At 30.9% G+C, this 21,494-nt stretch carries 21 protein-coding genes; 18 read left to right on the forward strand and 3 right to left on the reverse strand.

All coding sequences use genetic code 11. The features are described 5' to 3' along the window. The first annotated feature begins 43 nt into the window (after positions 1 to 43). Positions 44 to 337: a cysteine-rich small domain-containing protein gene (locus B3W71_RS18205; protein WP_346890352.1), complete on the forward strand. Its 294-nt coding sequence runs from the start codon at positions 44 to 46 to the stop codon at positions 335 to 337. Positions 338 to 416: 79 nt separating this feature from the next. Here the strand turns inward: B3W71_RS18205 and B3W71_RS18210 are convergent, their stop codons facing one another. Beyond that, positions 417 to 968 carry a TetR/AcrR family transcriptional regulator gene (locus tag B3W71_RS18210; RefSeq protein ID WP_346890353.1) on the reverse strand — a complete coding sequence of 184 codons (552 nt, stop codon included), beginning with the start codon at positions 966 to 968 and terminating at the stop codon, positions 417 to 419. Between the two features lie 229 nt (positions 969 to 1,197). Here B3W71_RS18210 and B3W71_RS18215 point away from each other — a divergent pair, with 229 nt between their 5' ends. The 8 genes from B3W71_RS18215 to B3W71_RS18250 all read left to right on the forward strand — a co-directional run bounded on the left by B3W71_RS18215 (position 1,198) and on the right by B3W71_RS18250 (position 11,036). Then, complete coding sequence (locus tag B3W71_RS18215) at positions 1,198 to 1,899, forward strand: ABC transporter ATP-binding protein (RefSeq protein WP_346890354.1); 702 nt, start codon at positions 1,198 to 1,200, stop codon at positions 1,897 to 1,899. A 10-nt stretch (positions 1,900 to 1,909) separates the two neighbouring features. After that, positions 1,910 to 5,317 carry an FtsX-like permease family protein gene (locus tag B3W71_RS18220; protein WP_346890355.1) on the forward strand — a complete coding sequence of 1,136 codons (3,408 nt, stop codon included), beginning with the start codon at positions 1,910 to 1,912 and terminating at the stop codon, positions 5,315 to 5,317. Between the two features lie 47 nt (positions 5,318 to 5,364). After that, positions 5,365 to 5,910: a hypothetical protein gene (locus tag B3W71_RS18225; RefSeq protein WP_346890356.1), complete on the forward strand. Its 546-nt coding sequence runs from the start codon at positions 5,365 to 5,367 to the stop codon at positions 5,908 to 5,910. A gap of 411 nt (positions 5,911 to 6,321) precedes the next feature. Next, the gene (locus B3W71_RS18230) at positions 6,322 to 6,858 is read left to right on the forward strand and encodes a hypothetical protein (RefSeq protein ID WP_346890392.1); all 537 of its coding nucleotides are present in this window, start codon (positions 6,322 to 6,324) and stop codon (positions 6,856 to 6,858) included. Positions 6,859 to 7,055: 197 nt separating this feature from the next. Next, on the forward strand, positions 7,056 to 8,378 hold the full coding sequence (locus B3W71_RS18235) for an FAD-dependent oxidoreductase (RefSeq protein ID WP_346890357.1): 1,323 nt from the start codon (positions 7,056 to 7,058) through the stop codon (positions 8,376 to 8,378). Positions 8,379 to 8,642: 264 nt separating this feature from the next. Continuing rightward, positions 8,643 to 9,113, forward strand: a complete 471-nt coding sequence (locus B3W71_RS18240) for a helix-turn-helix domain-containing protein (protein WP_414632048.1) — start codon at positions 8,643 to 8,645, stop codon at positions 9,111 to 9,113. A gap of 38 nt (positions 9,114 to 9,151) precedes the next feature. Next, positions 9,152 to 10,327: a macrolide family glycosyltransferase gene (locus tag B3W71_RS18245; protein WP_346890358.1), complete on the forward strand. Its 1,176-nt coding sequence runs from the start codon at positions 9,152 to 9,154 to the stop codon at positions 10,325 to 10,327. A gap of 220 nt (positions 10,328 to 10,547) precedes the next feature. After that, a complete protein-coding gene (locus B3W71_RS18250; RefSeq protein ID WP_346890359.1) occupies positions 10,548 to 11,036 on the forward strand; it encodes a cysteine hydrolase family protein in 489 nt (162 codons plus the stop codon). Positions 11,037 to 11,179: 143 nt separating this feature from the next. Here B3W71_RS18250 and B3W71_RS19210 read toward each other — a convergent pair whose 3' ends face one another. Beyond that, positions 11,180 to 11,479 carry a DUF4368 domain-containing protein gene (locus B3W71_RS19210; protein ID WP_349676421.1) on the reverse strand — a complete coding sequence of 100 codons (300 nt, stop codon included), beginning with the start codon at positions 11,477 to 11,479 and terminating at the stop codon, positions 11,180 to 11,182. A 332-nt stretch (positions 11,480 to 11,811) separates the two neighbouring features. Here B3W71_RS19210 and B3W71_RS18255 point away from each other — a divergent pair, with 332 nt between their 5' ends. Continuing rightward, positions 11,812 to 12,081, forward strand: coding sequence for a CD3324 family protein (locus B3W71_RS18255; protein WP_346890360.1), 270 nt, complete (start codon positions 11,812 to 11,814; stop codon positions 12,079 to 12,081). 177 nt (positions 12,082 to 12,258) lie between these two features. Beyond that, entirely contained in the window at positions 12,259 to 12,672 is a 414-nt protein-coding gene (locus B3W71_RS18260; protein WP_346890361.1) for a RidA family protein, read from the forward strand. Positions 12,673 to 12,919: 247 nt separating this feature from the next. On the opposite strand, the gene B3W71_RS18265 is transcribed toward B3W71_RS18260, so the two are convergent. Further along, positions 12,920 to 13,804, reverse strand: a complete 885-nt coding sequence (locus B3W71_RS18265; protein WP_346890362.1) for a LysR family transcriptional regulator — start codon at positions 13,802 to 13,804, stop codon at positions 12,920 to 12,922. Positions 13,805 to 13,966: 162 nt separating this feature from the next. On the opposite strand from B3W71_RS18265, the gene B3W71_RS18270 reads away from it, so the two are divergent. The 7 genes from B3W71_RS18270 to B3W71_RS18300 all read left to right on the forward strand — a co-directional run bounded on the left by B3W71_RS18270 (position 13,967) and on the right by B3W71_RS18300 (position 21,418). After that, positions 13,967 to 14,470 (forward strand): nitroreductase family protein, encoded by a 504-nt coding sequence (locus tag B3W71_RS18270; RefSeq protein WP_346890363.1) that lies wholly within the window; start codon positions 13,967 to 13,969, stop codon positions 14,468 to 14,470. Positions 14,471 to 14,527: 57 nt separating this feature from the next. Next, complete coding sequence (locus B3W71_RS18275; protein ID WP_346890364.1) at positions 14,528 to 15,070, forward strand: flavodoxin family protein; 543 nt, start codon at positions 14,528 to 14,530, stop codon at positions 15,068 to 15,070. 228 nt (positions 15,071 to 15,298) lie between these two features. After that, positions 15,299 to 15,451, forward strand: coding sequence for a hypothetical protein (locus B3W71_RS18280; RefSeq protein ID WP_346890365.1), 153 nt, complete (start codon positions 15,299 to 15,301; stop codon positions 15,449 to 15,451). Positions 15,452 to 15,733: 282 nt separating this feature from the next. Continuing rightward, positions 15,734 to 17,065: an FAD-binding oxidoreductase gene (locus B3W71_RS18285; RefSeq protein WP_346890366.1), complete on the forward strand. Its 1,332-nt coding sequence runs from the start codon at positions 15,734 to 15,736 to the stop codon at positions 17,063 to 17,065. Between the two features lie 409 nt (positions 17,066 to 17,474). Next, the gene (locus B3W71_RS18290) at positions 17,475 to 18,011 is read left to right on the forward strand and encodes a TerD family protein (RefSeq protein WP_346890367.1); all 537 of its coding nucleotides are present in this window, start codon (positions 17,475 to 17,477) and stop codon (positions 18,009 to 18,011) included. Between the two features lie 489 nt (positions 18,012 to 18,500). After that, positions 18,501 to 19,298: a MerR family transcriptional regulator gene (locus B3W71_RS18295; protein ID WP_346890368.1), complete on the forward strand. Its 798-nt coding sequence runs from the start codon at positions 18,501 to 18,503 to the stop codon at positions 19,296 to 19,298. 122 nt (positions 19,299 to 19,420) lie between these two features. Continuing rightward, entirely contained in the window at positions 19,421 to 21,418 is a 1,998-nt protein-coding gene (locus B3W71_RS18300) for an FAD-dependent oxidoreductase (protein WP_346890394.1), read from the forward strand. Positions 21,419 to 21,494: the final 76 nt, after the last annotated feature.

Raw genomic sequence — 21,494 nt, forward strand, 5'->3', positions numbered from 1 at the left:
CATATAACTTAACAGAACGAAAGATAGGGGAGGGGGAGAAAAGATGACAGATAAATATTGGGAAGGTAAGCATTATGCTTTTCATCAAAATAAGGAATGTGAATATTTCCCTTGTCACAAAACTAATAAACCTGAGGAATTTAATTGTCTATTTTGTTATTGTCCACTTTACGCACTAGCTGATAAATGTGGAGGTAATTTCAAAATTACTGAAGATGGAATAAAAGACTGTAGTGAATGTATGGTTCCACATGTTAAAGACAACTATGGTCTTATAAATAGTAAGTATGGTGAAATTGGAAAATTAGTAAAAGAGCAATTAGGAAAAAGCAAATAAGAAGATAATAAAGAAGCTAAAAAGCTAGATACTAAGTCATATCTGGCTTTTTAGCTTCTTTGTTTAGTTATTTATAATATTAAGAATGGAAAGAGGTAATATTATTTATAATGTTAACTATTTCCTTAGGAGATTCATTTAAATCATTTTCTAACCATGCCTGAACAACTGAAATCACTCCGCCTACAGAGTATTTTATAAAATAATCTAAAAACATATCATCAACTTTTGAACTGCTAACTAGCTTATCAATTTTAGATTTACTTGCTATGTAAATAATACGATCTATAATGTCGTTTTTCATTTGTTTACTGAATAATATCTTGCATAATTCTTTATTTTCATGAATTAATTCAAGAGCTTTAAGTAATAAAACATCTTTATAATCTTCAACTGGAGTTTCTTCAATATATTCTAAGATTTGATTAAATAATTCATCTTCTAGTGATTTAAGTAGATCATAGGTATCTTTATAATGAGTGTAAAAAGTTCCTCTATTAATATCTGATTTTTTGCAGATATCAGTAACAGTAACTTCATGAATTTCCTTATGCTGAAGCAAATCAATTAAACTTTCTTTTATTACTTTTTTAGTATATAAAATTCTTCTATTCCCTTTAACTCCTGCCATTTAACTCATCCTTTTAAAATATTTACTATATTTGCTAAAACAATTTTCAAGCATATGTTATTAAATAAACAAAAATAACTGAAATGTATATTTAATAACACTATAAAAATATGTGATTATTGTAACTAGTTGATATATTATTTATACTTAGTATTATAGCATTAACCAAACAAGGTGTCTATTTAATAACATTGAGTATTTAAAGACAGTATAGATAAGGGAGGTCAAGATGGCATACATAGAGATAAGAGACGAATATAAAAGGTACAAGGTTGGAGAAACTACTATTGCGGCAAATAATGGTATTAACTTCTCAATAGAAAAGGGGGAGTTTGCTATTATTCTAGGGCCAAGTGGTGCAGGTAAAACAACTGTGCTCAATATACTTGGAGGAATGGATACTTGTGATGAAGGTAAGATAATTATTGATAACGTTGATATATCTAAGTTTAACAATAGACAGCTTACAAATTACAGAAGATATGATGTGGGGTTTGTATTTCAATTCTATAATTTAGTTCAAAATTTAACTGCAAAAGAAAACGTGGAACTGGCTACACAAATTTCAAAGGATGCTTTAGATGTTGATAAAACTCTTGAGTTAGTTGGCCTTGGTCATAGAAAAAGTAATTTTCCATCTCAATTATCAGGAGGAGAACAGCAAAGAGTGTCTATAGCAAGAGCTATAGCCAAAAATCCTAAATTGCTTCTATGTGATGAGCCAACTGGTGCCCTTGACTATAAAACAGGAAAGCAAATTTTAAAGACATTACAAGAAACATGCAAAAATACAGGTACAACAGTAGTTGTTATAACCCATAATTCAGCTCTTGCACCAATTGCAAATAGAGTTATAAAAATTAAGGATGCCAAGGTTACAAGTATAGAAGTAAATAAAAATCCTGTTTCAGTTGAAGCCATAGAGTGGTAGAGGGTAAGAGATGGAAAATAGAGCATATAAAAAATCAATAATAAGAGAAATATTAGCTTCAAAAGCAAGGTTTATTTCTATATTAGCTATAATCTTTTTAGGAGTTGCCTTTTACTCTGGAATTAAATCAAGTGGACCAGACTTAAAAGAGTCCATAAATGAATTTTTTAGAAAGCAAAATCTAATGGATAGCAAGATAATATCTAGTATAGGTCTTAATGAAAATGATTTAAAGTTACTTGAAAATAACGATAAAATTTTAGATTACTATGGAGCACGTAGTATAGATGTAAATTTAACTAATATAAATAGTGTTGTTAAGTTTATGGAATATAATCCAAAGGACTCTACTAATATAAATGATCTTATTGTTACAAAAGGGAGATTACCTGAAAATAGTGGTGAGATATCTTTAGATGAAAATGCTTTAAAGGAAAATAAAAACCTAAAGATAGGGGATACATATACCATAGAATCTGATGAAGAATTAGATGAATATTTTAATAAGAAAACTTTTAAGATTGTTGGATTTGTACAAAGTCCTATGTATATAGAGAATATGTCTAGAGGAACAACTACTGTTGGAAAAGGAAGTGTAGACTACTTTGCAATATTAAATAGTAGTGACATATCAATGGATGTATATACTGAAATATATGTAAGATTTAAAAATGTAGCTGGACTTGGTGCATATAGTGATGAGTATAAAGATAAGATGGAAGAAAATAATAAATATCTTGAAAGTTTATACTCAAATAGAGCTGTAGAAAGAATTGAAGAAGTAAAATTAGAGGCACAAAAAGAGTTTGATAAAGCTTATAAAGAAATAGAAGATGGGGAAAGAAAGCTTGAAGATGCTCAAAAAGAAATAGATGACGGTAATATTCAACTTCTTGATGGTAAAAATCAATATGAAGAATTTGCGAAAAAGTATCAGCAAGAAATTAAAGATGGGGAATTGCAATTAACTGAAGGTCAAAAGCAGTTAGATAATGGACAAAAGGAACTTAACAAGCAAAAAGAGCAATTTTTAGATGGTGAAAAACAACTTCAGGCAGCTAAAATTGAACTTGATAATGCAAAACAAGAATTTTTAAATCAAGGAATTGATCCTACTCAAAGCACAAAAGAGTATGAAAATCAAATAGATAGTTTAGAAAGTTTAATTACAACATACAATGCACTTTCCAATGATATGATAGAAACAGTAAACAACCTTAAAGTAGGTGACAGAATTCCAATTGAAAAAGTTCAGTATTGGAAAGGAATTATATCTAACCCTAGTTTAGGATTAAATGAATTAAGTAATTTAGTAAATAGCTTAGAGGAAGACCCAACAAATGTTTCTTTAGTACTTAATATCTCAAAAGGGGTAGAAAGTGCTAGTAAAAGTGCAAGTGAAAATAAATCTAAGATAGAAACCTTAGTAGCTGGAATAACTCAGTATCAACAAGGTGTAACTGCCTATGAAGAGCAAGTTAAAGGATTTAATGATGGAAAGATAAAACTTGAAGAAGCCCAAAAACAGTTAGATCAAGAAAAAGAAAAGCTTATAAAAGGTAAAACAGATCTTGAGGAAGGCAAAAAACAAGGTCAGTTAGAACTTGATAAGGCTAAGAAGGAGCTTGATGATTCAGAGAAAAAACTTCTTGATGGAGAAATAGAAATTAAGGAAAATAGAGAAAAGCTAATAGATGGACGAAAAGAGATAGATAAAGAAAAAGAGAAATTAAATGATTTAGATGATAGTAAATATTATTTTTTTGATAGAAATGATAATCCTGGTTACTCAACTTACAAAGGTTCAATTGACAGCTTAGATAAAATAGCTTCAGTATTTCCTGTGTTTTTCTTCCTAGTTGCAGCACTTATATGCTTAACTACAATGACTAGAATGGTAGAGGAAAATAGAATAGAAATAGGAACACTAAAGGCTTTAGGATATAAAGATTTAGAAATAGCTAGGAAATTCGTAATTTACGCAGCATTAGCTAGTATTGCAGGAAGTGTAATTGGTATAGTAGTTGGAAGCAGCATACTTCCTTACATAATTAGTAAAGCCTATTCATCTACATTTACTTTACCAGATGTTAAAATACACTATTATCCATCCTATATAATTCAATCTTTAGTAGCTTCAATATTTTGTACAGTAGGAGCAGCATTAATTGTATTAAAAGAAGAATTAAGAGAAAATCCTTCTAATTTAATGAGAACCAAAGCTCCGAAGCTTGGTAAAAAGATATTGTTAGAAAGAATTACTCCTTTATGGGAAAGATTGAACTTCAATCAGAAGGTTACATTTAGAAATCTTTTTAGATATAAGCAAAGGATGCTAATGACAATACTTGGTATATCAGGATGTATGGCTATGCTTGTTGCAGGAATGGCTCTTGAAAAATCTAATTCTTCAATTATGGATATTCAATTTGGTAAATTACTGAAGTATGATGCTATGGTAGTATTTAATGATAATAATACTGAAAAAGAAGATGAAGAATATAATAAGTGTTTAAATAACTTAAAAGGATATGAAAGTAGCTTAAATATTTATCAAGATTCAGTCACTTTCAGTAAAGAGGGTGTAAGTAAGCAAACTGCTACTATGTATGTACCAGAAAATACAGATGAGGTAGGTAAATATATATTATTAAATGATAGAGAAAGCGGTAATGAATACAAGCTATCTGATAATGGAGTAATTATAAATGAAAAACTTGCAAAAGTTTTAGATGCATCTGTAGGTGATGATATAACTCTAAAAGATTCAGATAATAATTCTCATAAAGTTAGGGTAGATAATATAGTAGAAAATTATGCCGGACATTATATATATTTATCACCATCATATTATAAAGAGATATTTAATAGTGAACCAATATATAATGCACAATTACTAAAGTTAAATTCAGACAGAGAAGATGATAACAGAATATCTTCTACTCTTATGGATAATGATAAAGTAATAAATGTTACTCTTGCTTCAAAAATAAGAAGTTTAAGTGAATCTGCTGATTTAGGTTTAGTTATGATAGTAATAATAGTGGCTTCAGGAAGTTTAGCATTTGTTGTATTATACAACTTAATAAATATAAATGTATCTGAACGTATAAGAGAGATATCTACAATAAAGGTACTAGGTTTTTATGATAATGAAGTTGCAATGTATATATTTAGAGAAAATATAATACTAACAATACTAGGAATACTTGCAGGCTCATTTATGGGTAAAATATTATATGTATTTTTAGTGAGCACAGCAGAAATGGATAATATGATGATGATACCAACTGTAGATATTAGTAGTTATGTAATCTCTGGCTTAATTACAATGTTTTTTGCCATATTAGTTATGATAATGATGCATATAAAATTAAAAAATGTAAATATGATTGATGCACTAAAATCTGTAGAGTAAACTTAAAGGGAGTCAAGAAATGAGACTCCCTTTAAGTTTTAATCAATATGCCAGATTATTGTTATGATAAAGAATCACTAGAATTCGAATCCTTAATATTCAATGCAGGAACAATTAATGATGGTACGGAGAGTATACCTGATACTGTACCACTTGGAAGAGCTGATTCTAGTATTAGAATATTGGGATGGCTTTTACCTCAAGGTGATACAGATGAGTATTCATTAACTTTTAGTGTGCCAAAAGATGCTGTTAATAAACGTCAAGAAGCTAAAGTATTTGTTCATTTATTAACGGATAATTCAAATACACCAGTTGGAAATAGGTTTGCAATTAGACTTTCATCATTATTCACTAGAGCTAATGGGGTAGTAAATGCAGCTAATATAGTAGTTAATAATAGTGGCAATATTCCAATTCAAAACTCACCAGGTAATTTTCAATATAATCATTATGTTTTAGAGTTCGATTTAGACGATATTATTAGAGCAGAAGATTTTGCATTGTTGAGCGTTGCTCGTATTGCAGTTAATAATGACTTTGCTGGTGCATTGCTCTTAACTAGTATAGAGTTTAGATATTTAAGTCACTAAGTATAAAAATTAATTTCAAAAGATAGATTAAAAAGATTTTACGGATGGTTATTGCAAATTAGCAGTGACCATCTTTTTTACATAAAATGGTCCTGGAGGATAATATTAAATTCATCAAGCATTTCAAGAGGTAGGGGAACATTTAGATAATAGGTATACCATTAAGGTTTTATGGAAGTGAATATATTTGAAGAGCCCGGTGCGGTAATTCCGCACGCCGGGATTCTGTGCTGGGTGCGTTAGGTAACTAACGCATCTACCGCAACCGAGAAAATATAAAATGGGAAATTTTATATTAATTTTTATGAGAATAAAATACTTAAAATAACCAAAGATATATATATGAAATTTATTTAAATAGATTTATTAAATAATTTAGTATAATGATTTCTAAAAGGAGTGTAATTAATGATGAGAAGAAAAGTAAGTCGTTTAATAATATTCATGGTACTTATAATACTAACTATAACTAATATAGCACAGGCACAGCCAACAATAAGTCCAGAGGCACCATATGGACCAAAAGTACAGGATTTAAAGGGCAAAGAAGAAATTGTTAAAAACTTTCAAGATATAAAAAGGATAAGAGCAAATTTAAGTACTATTAATATAAATGCCAACTTAACACCTGAAGAATTAAAAGCTATCGATAAAGATTTAGAGAATTATATACAACAATTTAATGTTATTAGAAAAAATTTAGAAAATCATAAAATTACATATAAAGATTCTTTTTCAGATGTATTCTTTGCAGAACAAATTTTATTTGTAGCTGAGAGTTTTATTATAAGTCTAAGACAACAGCAAAACTTGGTAAGAGCATTAGAAGACAATAGAGCTGATGCAAAAAAATTATTTCATTCAACATATCTGATACCTGTATATTATTATCTTACTTTAGGAGATCAAATGATAGCGTATATTGATACATATTTCGTAGTATCCTAAGTAAATTTAGAAAAAACTTTATGTTTAGTGGTTAAAGCTAAAATAACTAGATGAGATTTTTTATGCTCTTCTATGATGTTTAGACTAAAATTTTGTGGAGAAAAATATACTAAGAACAGCTCCTAAGTTATTAACATATATTATAACATTACATATAATGCCATAATATATAGCTAATAAGGTTGGAGGAAATCAATATGATAGAGGGGTTAACAGGGCTTGTTATAACTAAAGAAGATAGAATTTATGATATTGTTCGTAGAAATGCAAATCTATATTTTAGTTACTACCCAAGGGTAATTGTATATCCTAATAATATAACAGATGTAGTTAATGCAGTAAATTGGGCAAGAAAACAAGGATTAAATGTACGTTGTAGAAGTGGTGGTCATAACTATGAATCATTTTCTGTGGCAAATGATGCTGTTGTGATAGATGTTTCTAATTTGCTTGATTTTGAAATAGATACGAGCGGAGGTTATGTAAGAATAGGGTCAGGATATAGGCAAGAACAACTTCATCCTAAGGTAACTGAATATGGATTTGCATTTGTTGGAGGAAGCTGTCAATCTATCGGGGTTGCAGGAATTACATTAGGAGGAGGAGTTGGCTATCTACAAAGGGAATATGGGTTAGTATGCGATAATCTAGTAGAAGCACAAATAGTAGATGCTTTCGGTAGGATAATAACTGCTAATTTATATGAAAATCAAGATTTATTTGCTGCATTAAGAGGAGCAGGCAGTAATAATTTTGGAGTAGTAGTGTCACTTACTTTTAAAGTATATCCCGTTGATAAAGTAACAATAGTGACTGCTCAATGGCCTAAAAAGAGTAGATATGAAGTAATCCAAGCATTTCAAGAGGTAGGAGAACAGTTAGATAATAGGTATACCATTAAGATTTCTATGACTAAAGATACTATTGAACTATATGGAGTAGGCTTAAGAAGTACAGAAAAAGAAATGGAAAAAGCTTTAAGTGTTTTATTAAAAGTTCCTAATAAAATGAATTATACAACAAAGCATATTAGTTTTAAGGAATCTGTACAGGAGCGTCCAGGTTTTGTGTCTACCCCAAAAGGATTTAAGATTACAGGATTATTTGCATATAATCCATTAGAAAAAGAACCTTGTCAAATAATGTTTGACTATTTAGATAACCCACCGCCTATACAGCCACCTATAGACATTGGATTCCTCATATTAGGAGGAAAGATTGCAGAAAATGAAGGTTTACCTAGCGCTTATCCTCATAGACGTGCTAAAGTATTAATACAAATTGATGCCGAGTGGATTCTTAAGTATAGTATGTATGCTAATGATACAATTAGATGGGTAAATAGTTTAAGAAGGGCCTTACTTCCATATGCAGGTTTTGGATATCTTAACTACTGTGATATTAATATACCTGATTATCTATATAATTATTTTGGTAATAATGTACCTTGGCTAAAAATTGTAAAAGAAAAATATGATCCATATAACTTATTTTACTATCCTCAAGGAATAAATCTATAAGCCAAAAATGATATGACATATTGTGAGGAGAAAAACTTTTTAGGATATATATGTATATAGGAGATTTTGTTATAAGTAATATAGATGTAACAGAGATAAGTTTATTGTGATTCATCCAACCATTTAACCCTAATAGAAGGAGGAGCTGAATAATTATTTTATTCAGCTCTTATTCGATTGGTGATTTATTAAGTTATCTTCTCGGTTAGATTTTATACTTGTAATATAAATATATACATGAATGTTAATATTGGTTGATAGACATTGAAAGGTAAGAAAAATATAATAAATATGAAAGGTATGATAAATATGATTTGTATAAATTTGAAAAGATTAAGGAAAATCAATCAATATACACAGGAAGAGGTTGCAGAGAAGATTAATGTTTCTAGACAAGCTGTAGCCAAATGGGAAAATGGAGAATCAACTCCAGATATAAATAGTTGTATTGCACTTGCAGAATTGTATAGCGTTACTATAGATGATTTAGTTAATCATTCAGAAGAAGAGTCAGGTGTTGTGGTGCCACCTAAGGGGAAATATTTCTTTGGGTCAGTTGTAGTTGGAGAACGTGGTCAGATTGTGATTCCTAAAAAAGCAAGAGAGTTATTTCATATTAACTCTGGTGATAATTTATTAATATTAGGAGATGAAGATAGAGGAATAGCCATTGTACATCAACGTGACCTTATAAATTTCGTAGGAAAAATTGGAGTAGCAACAAAGGAAAAATAATTTTTAAGTAGAGAGATTAGAAAGAGGATGATTCTAATATGAGTAAAATAGTATTTTTTTGTATTCCTGCACATGGACATACTAATCCTACAATTGAAGTAGTCCGTGAATTAGCATGTAGAGGTCATGAAGTATGGTACTATTCTTTTGATGAATTCAAAGAAAAAATTGAAGGGGCAGGTGAAAAGTTTATTAGTTGTGATAAGTATCTTCCAGAATTACAGTCTGGCGATGAGAAAAAGATTGGGAAAGATTTTTCTGCTTTAATTGAGATGATAGCTGACACTACTATAGCTTTAGATGAAAAAGTTTGTAGAGAACTCAAAACCTTCAATCCAGACTGTATTGTATCAGACTCTTTATGTTTTTGGGGTAAGTTATTTGCAGAAAAATTGAATATTACCTATGTATGTTCTACAACAACTTTTGCATTTAATCAGTATACAGCAAAAATGATGAAGAAAAGCTTTAATGAAATTGTACGGATGATTTTGGGTATGAGTCGTATTAATAAGAAAATAGAGCTTCTAAGAAAAAGTGGATATAATGTTAAGAATTTTGTTTCTATAATTGAAAATGATAATGATACAAATACTATTGTATATACTTCAAAGGAGTTTCAACCAATGGTAGAAACTTTTTCAGATAAATATTCATTTGTAGGTCCTTCAGTATCAAATGTGAAGGTTGAATATAAGGAAAGAAAACGTGAAAAAATATATATTTCACTGGGAACGGTAAATAATAAAAATATAAAGTTTTATAAAAACTGTATAAGAGCATTTGAAACTTGTGATGTTGATGTAGTTATGTCAGTTGGAAAAGATACTGTAATTGAAGAATTAGGATATATACCAGATAACTTTCAAGTGAAAAATAGTGTTCAGCAAATTGTAGTGCTTCAAGATACAGATGTATTTATTACTCATTGTGGTATGAATAGCGTTAATGAAAGTTTGTATTATGGTGTTCCCATGGTATTGTATCCACAGCAAGAGGAGCAAGGAATGGTAGCAAAGCGAGTTTCTGATTTAGGAGCTGGAATCTTTTTAAAAGGTAATAACCCCAAATATATAAAAGATGCAGTATTACAGGTTATGGATAATAATAATTATAAGAAAAATGCAAATAAATTAGAAGAAAGCTTTAAAAATGCTGGAGGTGCAAAGAAAGCAGCTGATTTTATATTGAAAGCTATAGATGATAGCAAATAAAAACTTAACTGTATTTAGGCAAGAGAGCTTTTAGAAAGCTTGGTGAAGCTCCTCGTAAGGATTATTAGGCGGGTTTTATTTTTCAAAAAGTTGGGATTATTAATATGAAATGTATTATAATTAAATGGTATATATTTATTAAATGTAGTCTATGTACAAAGATGGTAAAATAAGCTAGTGAAGGGTGTACTACACTAGATATTTAAAGGGGTGTATAAGAATGAAAGCAGCTTTTCTAATAATTGATATGCAAAAAGGATGTTACGACTTTTGTAAATGCCAAAGAGAATTTGATGATGCAGTAGAGTATATAAATGAGACAGCACGTATGTTTAGAGAAAAAGGATTGCCTGTTGTTAGAGTATTGGATATAGAAGTGGCAGAAGGTCCTGGTTCTGAGAAGTTTGAATTTGTTGATTCTATTATTACTGATCCAAGTGATATTGTTATACATAAAGAGTATAATAATGCATTTTTTAAGACAGAGCTTCATGATAAGCTTCAAGAACTTGGAGTCGAATTTGTTGTTATAAGCGGATTTGCAGCAGAGTATTGTGTATTATTCTCTCATAATGGAGCAAAAGAAATGGGATATGGTACATCATTACTTCAAAATGGTATTGCAGGGGTTGAATATGAAGAAGTGAAAAGAATGCAGCTCTTAAGACCAGTAGTTAGTCTTGAGGCGTTAAAATATTTATTAAAGTAAGAAAAGCTTAGTGCGTCAACACTAAGCAATCCTTAGAACAAAAGCAGATAACCCAAAGCCTTGAATTGGTGTTAGTCGATTTCACAGCGTGCTTATTTTGTTTTAAGGCTATTAAATTAGATTTATGGAGAGTGTATATAATTTTACACTCTCTTTTTGTTTAAGAAGAAGTTTGTTATATGTTCCCATAGTATGCATGTGGAGTGCTGTGTGTTGCTAAAAAAAGCTGAAAAATAGATGGATGACTCCGAGAATCTATAAAAGATTTTGGGAGTTCCATCTGCTTTAACTTCTATATGTTCCACAAATCTATTTAAGATTTCTGGGGTAAGTTCTTTTAAGTCAATAATTTTTTCTTTTAGTCTGTCTAATTCATTAAATTTGATATATATTCTTCGCTGAATGAAAAAGGAATTATAAGGGCCATTAAAGAAATAAATAATTTCTTAGGTACAATAACAGGGATTGGCATACTTATTAATAGGCTATTTAAAATTAATGTACAAGTCTGTGTACAAAATAAAGATAGGGAAGAAAAATTGCGTATCCTCTTAATAAAGAATATAATTGATTTAATACAAATAAGGAGTGTGATATCATGAATATTAATCTCATGGATAGAAAAATGCTTAAAATGCTCTGTGCAAAGTCTGTAGGTATGAGTTTGGGCGGCAATTGCACAGGGATAGATATTTAGTCGCTCTTGATAAATAAATTCATACATATACAGGCTTTGTTTCCTTAATTAAATAATAAATTTAAGGAAGTGAGCTTTATGAAATATGTAAGAATTGATAGAATATTACCAGATGATTTAGTTAAAGAAATTCAAAAGTATATCCAAGGTGAATATGTATACATCCCTTCCATTCCTGAAAAGAGAAAAAGATGGGGTGAAAAATCTAAAAGCCGAGATTATATAAAAGCCAGAAATGCAAAGATACTAAACCAATATATAGGTGGGAAATCAATTAGCAATCTGGCTGAAGAATTCTTTCTTTCAGATAGTAGTATTAAGAAAATTGTATATAAAAAAGATAATTAGGTTAAAGCTACCACTATTGTAATGTGTGGTAGCTTTTGTGTAAAAGATGATATAGAAATGATTATTATCTTTCTTAAAAAATGTAGAAGCTTTAAAATGATATTGAACATAAAATTCATTTAAAAAATGAATTTGTAATTCTTCTCGTAGATATTAGAACAAAAGGAGAGAATCAAAGTGAAAAAAAAAATATCATTAATTCATTCTACAAATTTAGCTCCAGTAGATTATGCTTATGCTGGACGTATACCTTCAGGAATGGACTTATTATTTTTGGCGGGGGCATGTCCTATTAATAAAAATGGAGAAGTACCCAGCTTGAGTGATTATGAGCTTCAGGCAAAACTTTGTGTAGAGAATTTGAAGGAAGCACTGAAGGACTGTGGGGCTACTTTGGAAGACATAGTATATACCAGAGTTCTTGTAGCATCTCACAATCAGTCAGATTTGGTAACTGCATGGGAGACAATAAGAAAAAAGTTTGGTAATCATGATGTTCCAAGCACCTTATCTGGAGTCACAGTATTAGGATATACAAATCAATTGGTGGAAATTGAAGCAGTAGCAGCAGTAGAAAACAATACAAAATGATTGAAGTATAGAGTTGAACTAATTCGCACCATTCTTATTTAACATCATAATTATTAAATGGAAAAGTGGCTTACTTTTAATGGTAAGCCTAATTTTATGAATAATATTATTTTTCATTAGGTAAATTTCACTACATCTTTTATATTTGAACTTATCTACGGTCAGCACTCTACACATGTGGAGATGGTTATACTTCTTTTCCACAAAATGCCGATACACACATCGCGAAAGGTAATTATATAATACATCACCATTCAACGTTTGCGCATATTTCTAAAAATGCATCTATCGAAGGAGAAATCCATTTATCTCTATGATGTACTACTTGAACTAACAATTTCAATTCCTTTCCTGCCCAGGGAAGAACAGATAATTGTTTAGAGGCTACTTCTGTATTTACGGAATATAAAGGTATAATCGCTATCCCAAAACCTAATATAGCAAATTGTTTAAGGTCGGAAATACTTGCTGTTTCCAACATAACTTTAAATGGTTCATGCACTTCTTCCATAACGGCTTTAAAAATATTTTTCCAACAACTGCTGTGAGATACTAAAAGCAGTGGATAATTTGAAATATCTTTAGGAAGTATGTTTTCCATACAATTTAAAGGATGAGTAGGCGAGACTAAAAGTCCTAGCTCTGCCTCTTGTTGTACTTTTACTGTTAGTTCTGGGACATGCCAAGGCATGTCTAATAGTACTGCTACATCAATTTCATTTTCTTTAATCCATAGCTCTAGTTCGTCAGTGGAGCCGATTTTTATATGAAATTCAACACCTGGGTACCGTTTGCGATATTCTGCTAATAGTTTGGGTAGCTTGACAGAACAGACGGATTCATTAGCACCAATCGTCAAAACCCCGTGTGGAGATTTTAGCAAAGATAACGAACCTTTTGCCTTTTCCCATGAAAAAAGAAGCATTCTTGCATCCTTCAGAAATTGTTCACCTTCTGGTGTAAGGCAGATTTTTTTACCTAATCTATCAAATAACTTTATTCCCAGTTCTTTCTCCAAAAGCTGAATTTGAGATGTAACAGATGATTGAGCATACCCAAGCTGCTCTGCGGCTTTTGTAAAGTTGTGTAGTGCGGCTACCGTTACAAATGATGTAATTAATCGCATATCCATAAGACTAACCCCTCTTATCTAATTTATTGATTATAATAATAGAAATAATCAATTTCACTGATTGAAAATGACATGGTATTATAATAGCAGATATCGAAAGCTAAATACAACGCTTAATTAAGATAGTGATATTTACGAAAACCCAAAATAGGAGGTATTAGCGTGCGAGAAATATTTAATCGCAGGAGTATTAGAAAATTCAAGAGTTTAACAGTAGAGAAAGAAAAAGTAGACAAATTGTTGAGAGTGGCGATGCAGGCTCCCTCTGCATTAAATCAACAGCCGTGGGAGTTCATCGTAATTGAAGATAGAGAATCTTTACAAAAACTATCTAAGTCTATGCCAGATGCAAAACCGATTGAGAGTTCAGCGCTAACTATAATTTTGGTAGCCAATAGTAATTATTTTAGATTTGAGCCAGATTGGAAATCGGATATGAGTGCAGCAGCGCAAAACATTTTATTAGAAGCTGTATATTTGGAGCTTGGAGCAGTGTGGATGAGTGTTTCTTCTGTGGATTCTGCTATAAATTATATAAGGGAAATGTATGGACTTCAATCAAACATTAAACCCTTTGCATTAATTGCGATTGGTTATCCAGACAAACAAGAAAATCTATTTATAGATAGGTTTAAAGCTGAAAGAGTCCATTATGATAAATGGTAGCATTATAGTAAAAAAGCAATTCTCAAATAAACGAAAATGGAGAAGGAGAAATTAATAATGCCTAAAAACATAGTTATAATTAATGGTAGCCCAAGAAAAGATGGCAACACAGAAATTTTAGTAGATGCATTCATTGAAGGTGCCGAAAGTAGTGGAAATATAGTTACAAAGTTTAATGTTGGCAGAATGAAAATTAATGGATGTATGGATTGCAAATATTGTTTTACTCATCTTGGGGAGTGTGTACAAAAAGATGATATGAGAGAGTTATATTCTGCCTTGTATCATACTGATATGTTAGTATTGGCAAGTCCTATTTACTGGCATGGCATGACAGCGCAATTAAAATCAGCACTTGACAGAATGTATGTTAGCACTGCAAAAGCTATGCCCATAACGGATGCAGCGCTAATTGCAGTCTATGGGGATACTGATACCGCTGCGGTGGAGCCTACTATCAGTCATTACAATGCAACTATAAAATACATGGGATGGAAGGATAGAGGGATAGTCACTCAGTCGGGAGTTATGAAAAAAGGGGAAATTAAAGGAAAGTCAAGTTTAGTGGAAGCTAGAAATTTGGGGAAAAGCATTCAATAAAAATGTTGATATCAGCCGATAAATAAATTTTGTTAACAGAACTGCAGGCTGTAAAAAAGAAGTTAAAAATGACCAAAAGCAGATATACCTTTAAAATAGTAACAAATGAACTTCTTACTAAATCAGCAGTAGGATATTCAGTAATAGATTTAATGAGGGAGAGTTCGTAGTAATTAAACTTACGGATTACTTAAGTTATTCAAAGAGGAATATAGCAGGTTTAGTGAAATGAAAATTTTAGAACAAGTAAATTTAATGACTCCAGAGAATATACATATAAATTCATTTATGTATGAGCCTATATTAGATTTATCAGATTCGTATTTAAAAAGTTATATAGTAATATTAAGGAAATGTCTTCATCAGCACATGGTGAAGTAGCTATATAAAATATTGATGATGGTGGATTTTAAAGGTCACGTATCATCTCCACCAATGAAAACCACGACAGTGATGTCGTGGTTTTTTATTTTAATATATTCTATATTTAGAAATGAACTTTTTACATATGTTCTCTTACATTTGTAGGTGATATTTCCCAAGATATGGGGTGTGCACTTGGAAACGTATTTACACTGACTTTAAAATTGTTATCAAAATTAAAATTGAAGTCATATATTATATAATAATGAATAAAAAAAGTTGTAAGGAGGTAAGGGCAAAATGACGGAACTTACTGGTCGAATTGTTTTCCCGGATGATCCAAGTTATGATAATGCCCGAATGGATTATAATACGAGATTTGCAAAGTATCCTTGCGTTATTGTTTTTTGCCAAGAAATTCAGGATGTAATTAATGCAGTTAAATGGGCAAGAGAGAACCTTGTTCCAATACGTGCCCGCTGTGGAGGGCACAGTTATGAAGCTTTTTCAGTATTGAATAATGGAATTGTCATAGATGTAAGCGAAATGGATAAAGTAATTCTTGAGAAAGGGAACATGGAGGTAACTATAGAAGCTGGAGCTACCCTGCTTCCGATTTACAAGACCTTATGGGATGAGGGTGTTACTATCCCGGGAGGAACGTGCCCAACAGTTGGCATTGCTGGGATTACTCTGGGAGGAGGATTTGGCATGCTTACAAGAAAGATGGGTATGCTTTGTGATAGCTTGATGGCAGTTCAGATGATCAATGCAAAAGGGGAAGTAGTATACGCTGACCGATACATTAATTCCGATCTTTTATGGGCTTCCTGCGGAGGTGGGGGTGGAAACTTTGGGATAGTAACTTCATTTATTTTTAAGGTTCATCCTATTTCAAATGTTGCAGTTTATAATATTACGTGGGATTGGTCGGATGCTAGAGAAGTCATCAAGACATGGCAGGATTGGGCTCCGTTTATTGATGAACGATTGACATCAATTCTAGAGATATTCACCAAAAAGTATGGTCGTATTTCTTCAGCCGGCGAGTTTTTAGGAAATGAAAACCAGCTGAGGCACTTACTAAAACCATTAATTGCTGCCGGCAATCCTATTCAGATTGAAGTTCAAACAATACCATATATTGAAGCAGTAATAAAGTTTGATGGTGGACAGGGTCCTCATAAGTTCAAAAATACTGGGGCTTTTGTGTACCATAGGTTACCTGATGAGGCGATCGACACCCTACTTTGTTATATGGAGATTTCCCCAAATAAAGATAACTCGATTCAATTTCAGAGCTTGGGAGGAGCAGTCAGGGAGATTCCTCCAGATGGAACAGCCTATTTTCATCGTAAAGCAAGCTATATCATGCAATATATAACAAGCTGGAAAGTTGATAATGAAAAAAATCCGAACATCCTTTGGGTAGAAAGACTCAGACGGGCCATGTTAAAATATGTGAAAGGAACCTACGTCAATTGGCCTGATATCTTTATTAAAGACTGGACATGTGCATATTATGGTACCAATTATCAGGAACTTATGCGAATTAAAAGAAAATACGATCCGGAAAATATATTCCACTTTGAACAGAGTATTCGTCCAGCCAAAAAAAGAAATTATAGATAATACACACAATAAAATAGGTTTAGTAGATAATGTAGAAAAATTTTTGAATCAAGAATCACATTGCTTTCTATGCCTCGCCTCCACCATAAAAACCACGAAAATTAAAGTATAAGATTTTCGTGGTTTTTTATTTAAAATATAAATGACAATATAAAGAAAATATAAAGAAAATATTTATATCAGAGATAAAGGATTATTTATACTATGAATTTATTGATATTTATTTAGAGGACCAGGAGAAGGTATCAAGTTATGCTAGGCTTGCTTTTAAACTTGATGATATCAAAACTAAAAGGTGCTGGATTATTTAATACGGCACTAAATGTAAAATAAAAGCATTACTTTATACAGATTTATTTGTATGTACATTATTATATGATAAACTAATAATAACAAGGGGGAAATAATTATGCTAGATTTAACAAAAGGAATGACACTTGATTTATCAAAAAAAAGCTCGGACTTAAGAATGTTACAAGTAGGGTTAGGTTGGGACACTAAAATGGATTTAGATACAAATGCTTATGTATTTGATAGCAACGATAAATTGATAGAACATGTTTGTTTTACTAATTTAAAAGGTACAGGCATTAGATTAAATGGAGATAATTTAACTGGAGATGGGGATGGAGACGATGAGATAATTTTTGTTGATTTTTCTAAGATTTCAAAATCAGCAGTGAAGATATCATTTTATGTTAATATATTTTCATTTAATCCTTTTTCTAAAAAAGATTTTTCTCAAGTAAAGGGTGCTTATGTAAGATTAGTTAATTCTGAAACTAACACTGTTTTATGTAAGTATAGTATTACTGAAGACGGAAAGGGCTGTAGAGTGTTCCATTTTGCTGATTTAGTATTAGAAAATAGTAAATGGACTTTTGCAGCTGTAGGAAATCCTTTAGAAGGTAAATTGGGAGAGATAGAGGCAACTTTTAAAAAATAAATAATTTTATATTATTGGTGAAATTTAAAGGTAATCCCTTGAATTCACCATAAACCCACGACAATATGGAAATGTGTTGTTGTAGGTTTTTTCTATTACAAAATAATACATATAAACATATAAAATAAAATTATTAAAAATATATCTTGAAAGTACAATATAAAAAGTTCATAAGTTCTAATATTTATAAATATCTAAAGAGACTATCATTAAATTATTAAAAATTTAGTGATGGTCTCTTTTATTAGAAGGAAATTTTCTTTATTAAGAAGGAATTTTTGTTCTACTGCAAAAAAGAATGTTAAAAACTAGCGACAATTTAAGTAGTATGATATTCTAATAAATAGAATATTTAGAAAAAATAATGGTATTTTTGAAGAATATGAATTATAAATGCAAAAAGTAAAGGGTTTATTTAATTAATTCAGAAAAACATATATATTAATTTTAAATAAAGGCTAAAGCTACTTTAGGTTTTGGAGGATAGAAATGAAATATAGTGTTAAGGATTTATCAAATATATTGGGAATAACAACAAGTGCAATTCATTTTTTTGAAAAAGAAAATTTGATTAAGGTAAGTAAAGAAAAAAATGGATGGAGATATTATAATGTAGTAGATGTGTTTCGTCTATTATCTTATACAAAGTATAAAAATATGGAAATGCCTATGAAGGCTATTGTTAAGCAGTTTAATGGAGAAGAAAGCAGCTATTCGTCTACTAAGGATAGGATGGAAGAATATAAAAAAAAGGCAGAAGAAAAAAGTAGGTATTATAAAGAGCTTGCAGACTCAATAGAAGAAAATTTAAAAAGCATACGCATTATTAATGAACTGCTTGATAAATATGAGTTTGTTAAATCTCCAGAAATATTAATGTTATATGATGATGAGTGTGGATGGATTTCTAGAAATAGACGAGCTCAAAATATGGTTCGACAGTGCGTTAAAGCAATGCCAATAGTACAGCTAGGTGTAATTAAGCATAGAGATAGTAATATATGCAATTTTGGATATATGGTTTTAGACAAGCATATAGAGAAGTTTAACATTTCTGTGGATTTGCATATAAAAAGTTTAAAAGGTACTTCATGCCTTCATACAATTCAAATTGTTGATGATGAATTAACAACTAATCCTGAAATAACCTTTAAAAGGGCGGAGGAGTATGCAAAATCTAGAGGATTTGAAATTATAGGAGATATGGTTGGAAAAATTCTTCTTGTAGATGTTGAGAAACCAGCTAAATTACATACTTATATAGAATTATGGATACCTATAAAATAAATTATTTGATAAAATTATCACAATAACTATTGAAGTTAAAGTTCCTTTATGTTCTATAATGATTTTTAGATGGACGTATTGCCAATCATAAAATTATTTTAGAGAAAGAAGGATGTCTTATGATAAAGGAAAAATACAAAGTTTTATTTGAACCAATTAAAATAGGTAACTTAGAAATAAAAAATAGATTTGTTTTAGCACCAATGGGGCCAGGGGGATTATGTAATCCAGATGGAAGTTTTAATGAAAAAGGTGAAGAGTTCTATGTTGAACGTGCTAAAGGTGGTACAGGTTTAATAATGACAGGTGTTACTATGGTTGAAAATGACATTGAAAAATGTGCATTACCTTCTATGCCATGTCCGACTTTAAATCCTCTTAACTTTATAACCAGAGGAAAGAGTATGACTGAACGTGTTCATGCTTATGGATCAAAGATATTTTTACAGTTATCAGCTGGATTTGGACGTGTAAGTATTCCATCAATTGTTGGTAAAACAGCAGTTGGACCATCTGCAATTCCACATAGATTTTTAAAGGATGTAGTATGTCGTGAACTTACAACTGAAGAAGTAAAAGAATATGTTAGAAAATTTGGAGAATCAGCAGAAATAGCTAAAAAGGCTGGTTTTGATGGTATAGAAATACATGCTGTTCACGAAGGATATTTACTTGATCAGTTTGCAATTTCATTCTTTAACAACAGAACAGATGAATATGGTGGAAGCTTAGAAAATAGATTACGTTTTGCTTGTGAAATAGTTCAAGAAATAAAGAAAAGATGTGGAGAAAATTATCCAGTATCTTTAAGATATAGCATTAAGAGTTTCATAAAAGACTGGTGTAAGGGTGGTCTACCAGGTGAAGAATTCGAAGAAATGGGAAGAGATATTCCAGAAGGAATAGAAGCGGCTAAGATATTAGTTGCTGCAGGATATGATACGTTAAATGCAGATGTTGGATCATATGATTCATGGTACTGGAGTCATCCACCAATGTATCAAGAAAAGGGATTATACTTACCATATAATGAAATTCTTAAGAATACAGTAGATGTTCCAATAATTACAGCAGGAAGAATGGAGGATCCTGAATTAGCAAGTGATGCTATATTATCAGGAAAGACAGATATGATTGGACTTGCAAGACCATTACTTGCAGATGCTGAAATTCCTAATAAAATATTAGCAGATGACTATAAGAATGTTCGTCCGTGTTTATCTTGTCAGGAAGGATGTATGGGAAGGTTGCAGAATTTTGCAAATATAACATGTGCAGTTAATCCAGCATGCTGTAGAGAAAAAGAATTAGAACTTAGAAAAGCTGATGAAAAGAAAAAAGTACTTGTTATTGGAGGCGGAGTTGCAGGATGTGAAGCTGCAAGAGTAGCTGCAATAAGAGGACACGAAGTAGAAGTTGTTGAAAAATGTGACAGATTAGGTGGAAATCTAGTAGCAGCAGGAGCTCCAGGTTTTAAGGAAGATGATATAGCACTTGTTGAATGGTATAAACTACAATTAGAAAAGCTTGGCGTAAAAGTAAAATACAATACAACTGTCACAAAAGAGATAATTAAAGCAACTGATGCAGATACAGTTATAGTAGCTACAGGATCTACTCCAAGAAGATTAACTATTGAAGGAACAGAAAATGTATATACTGTAGAAGAAGTGTTACTTAAGAAAAAAGATGCTGGAAACTCTACTATAGTAATTGGTGGAGGCCTTGTAGGATGTGAAACTGCTCTATGGCTAAAAGACATGGGTAAAGATGTAACTATTGTTGAAATGGCGGATGATATATTACAAGTTGGTGGTCCATTATGCCATGCAAACCACGATATGTTAAAAGATTTAGTAGCTTTCAAGAAGATTAATGTAAAATGTGGATCTAAAATAATAAAAGCAACAGAAGAAGGCTTTGTAATTGAATGTAAAGAATCTCAAGAAATAATTAAAGCTGATTCAGCAATTGTTGCAATTGGGTATAACTCAGAAAATTCACTATATAATGAAATTAAATTCTTACACACTAATATTAGAATGATTGGTGATGCAAATAAAGTTCAAAACATAATGTACGCTATATGGGATGCATATGAAGTAGCAAGAAATATCTAATCAATAACTTAATTTTAAGCTCTGATTAAATTATTTAGTCAATAATTTAATCAGAGTTTTTATGTTTTAAAAGAAA

It is taken from the genome of Clostridium sp. UBA1056 (assembly GCA_002316385.1).
Lineage (GTDB): Bacteria > Bacillota > Clostridia > Clostridiales > Clostridiaceae > Clostridium_J.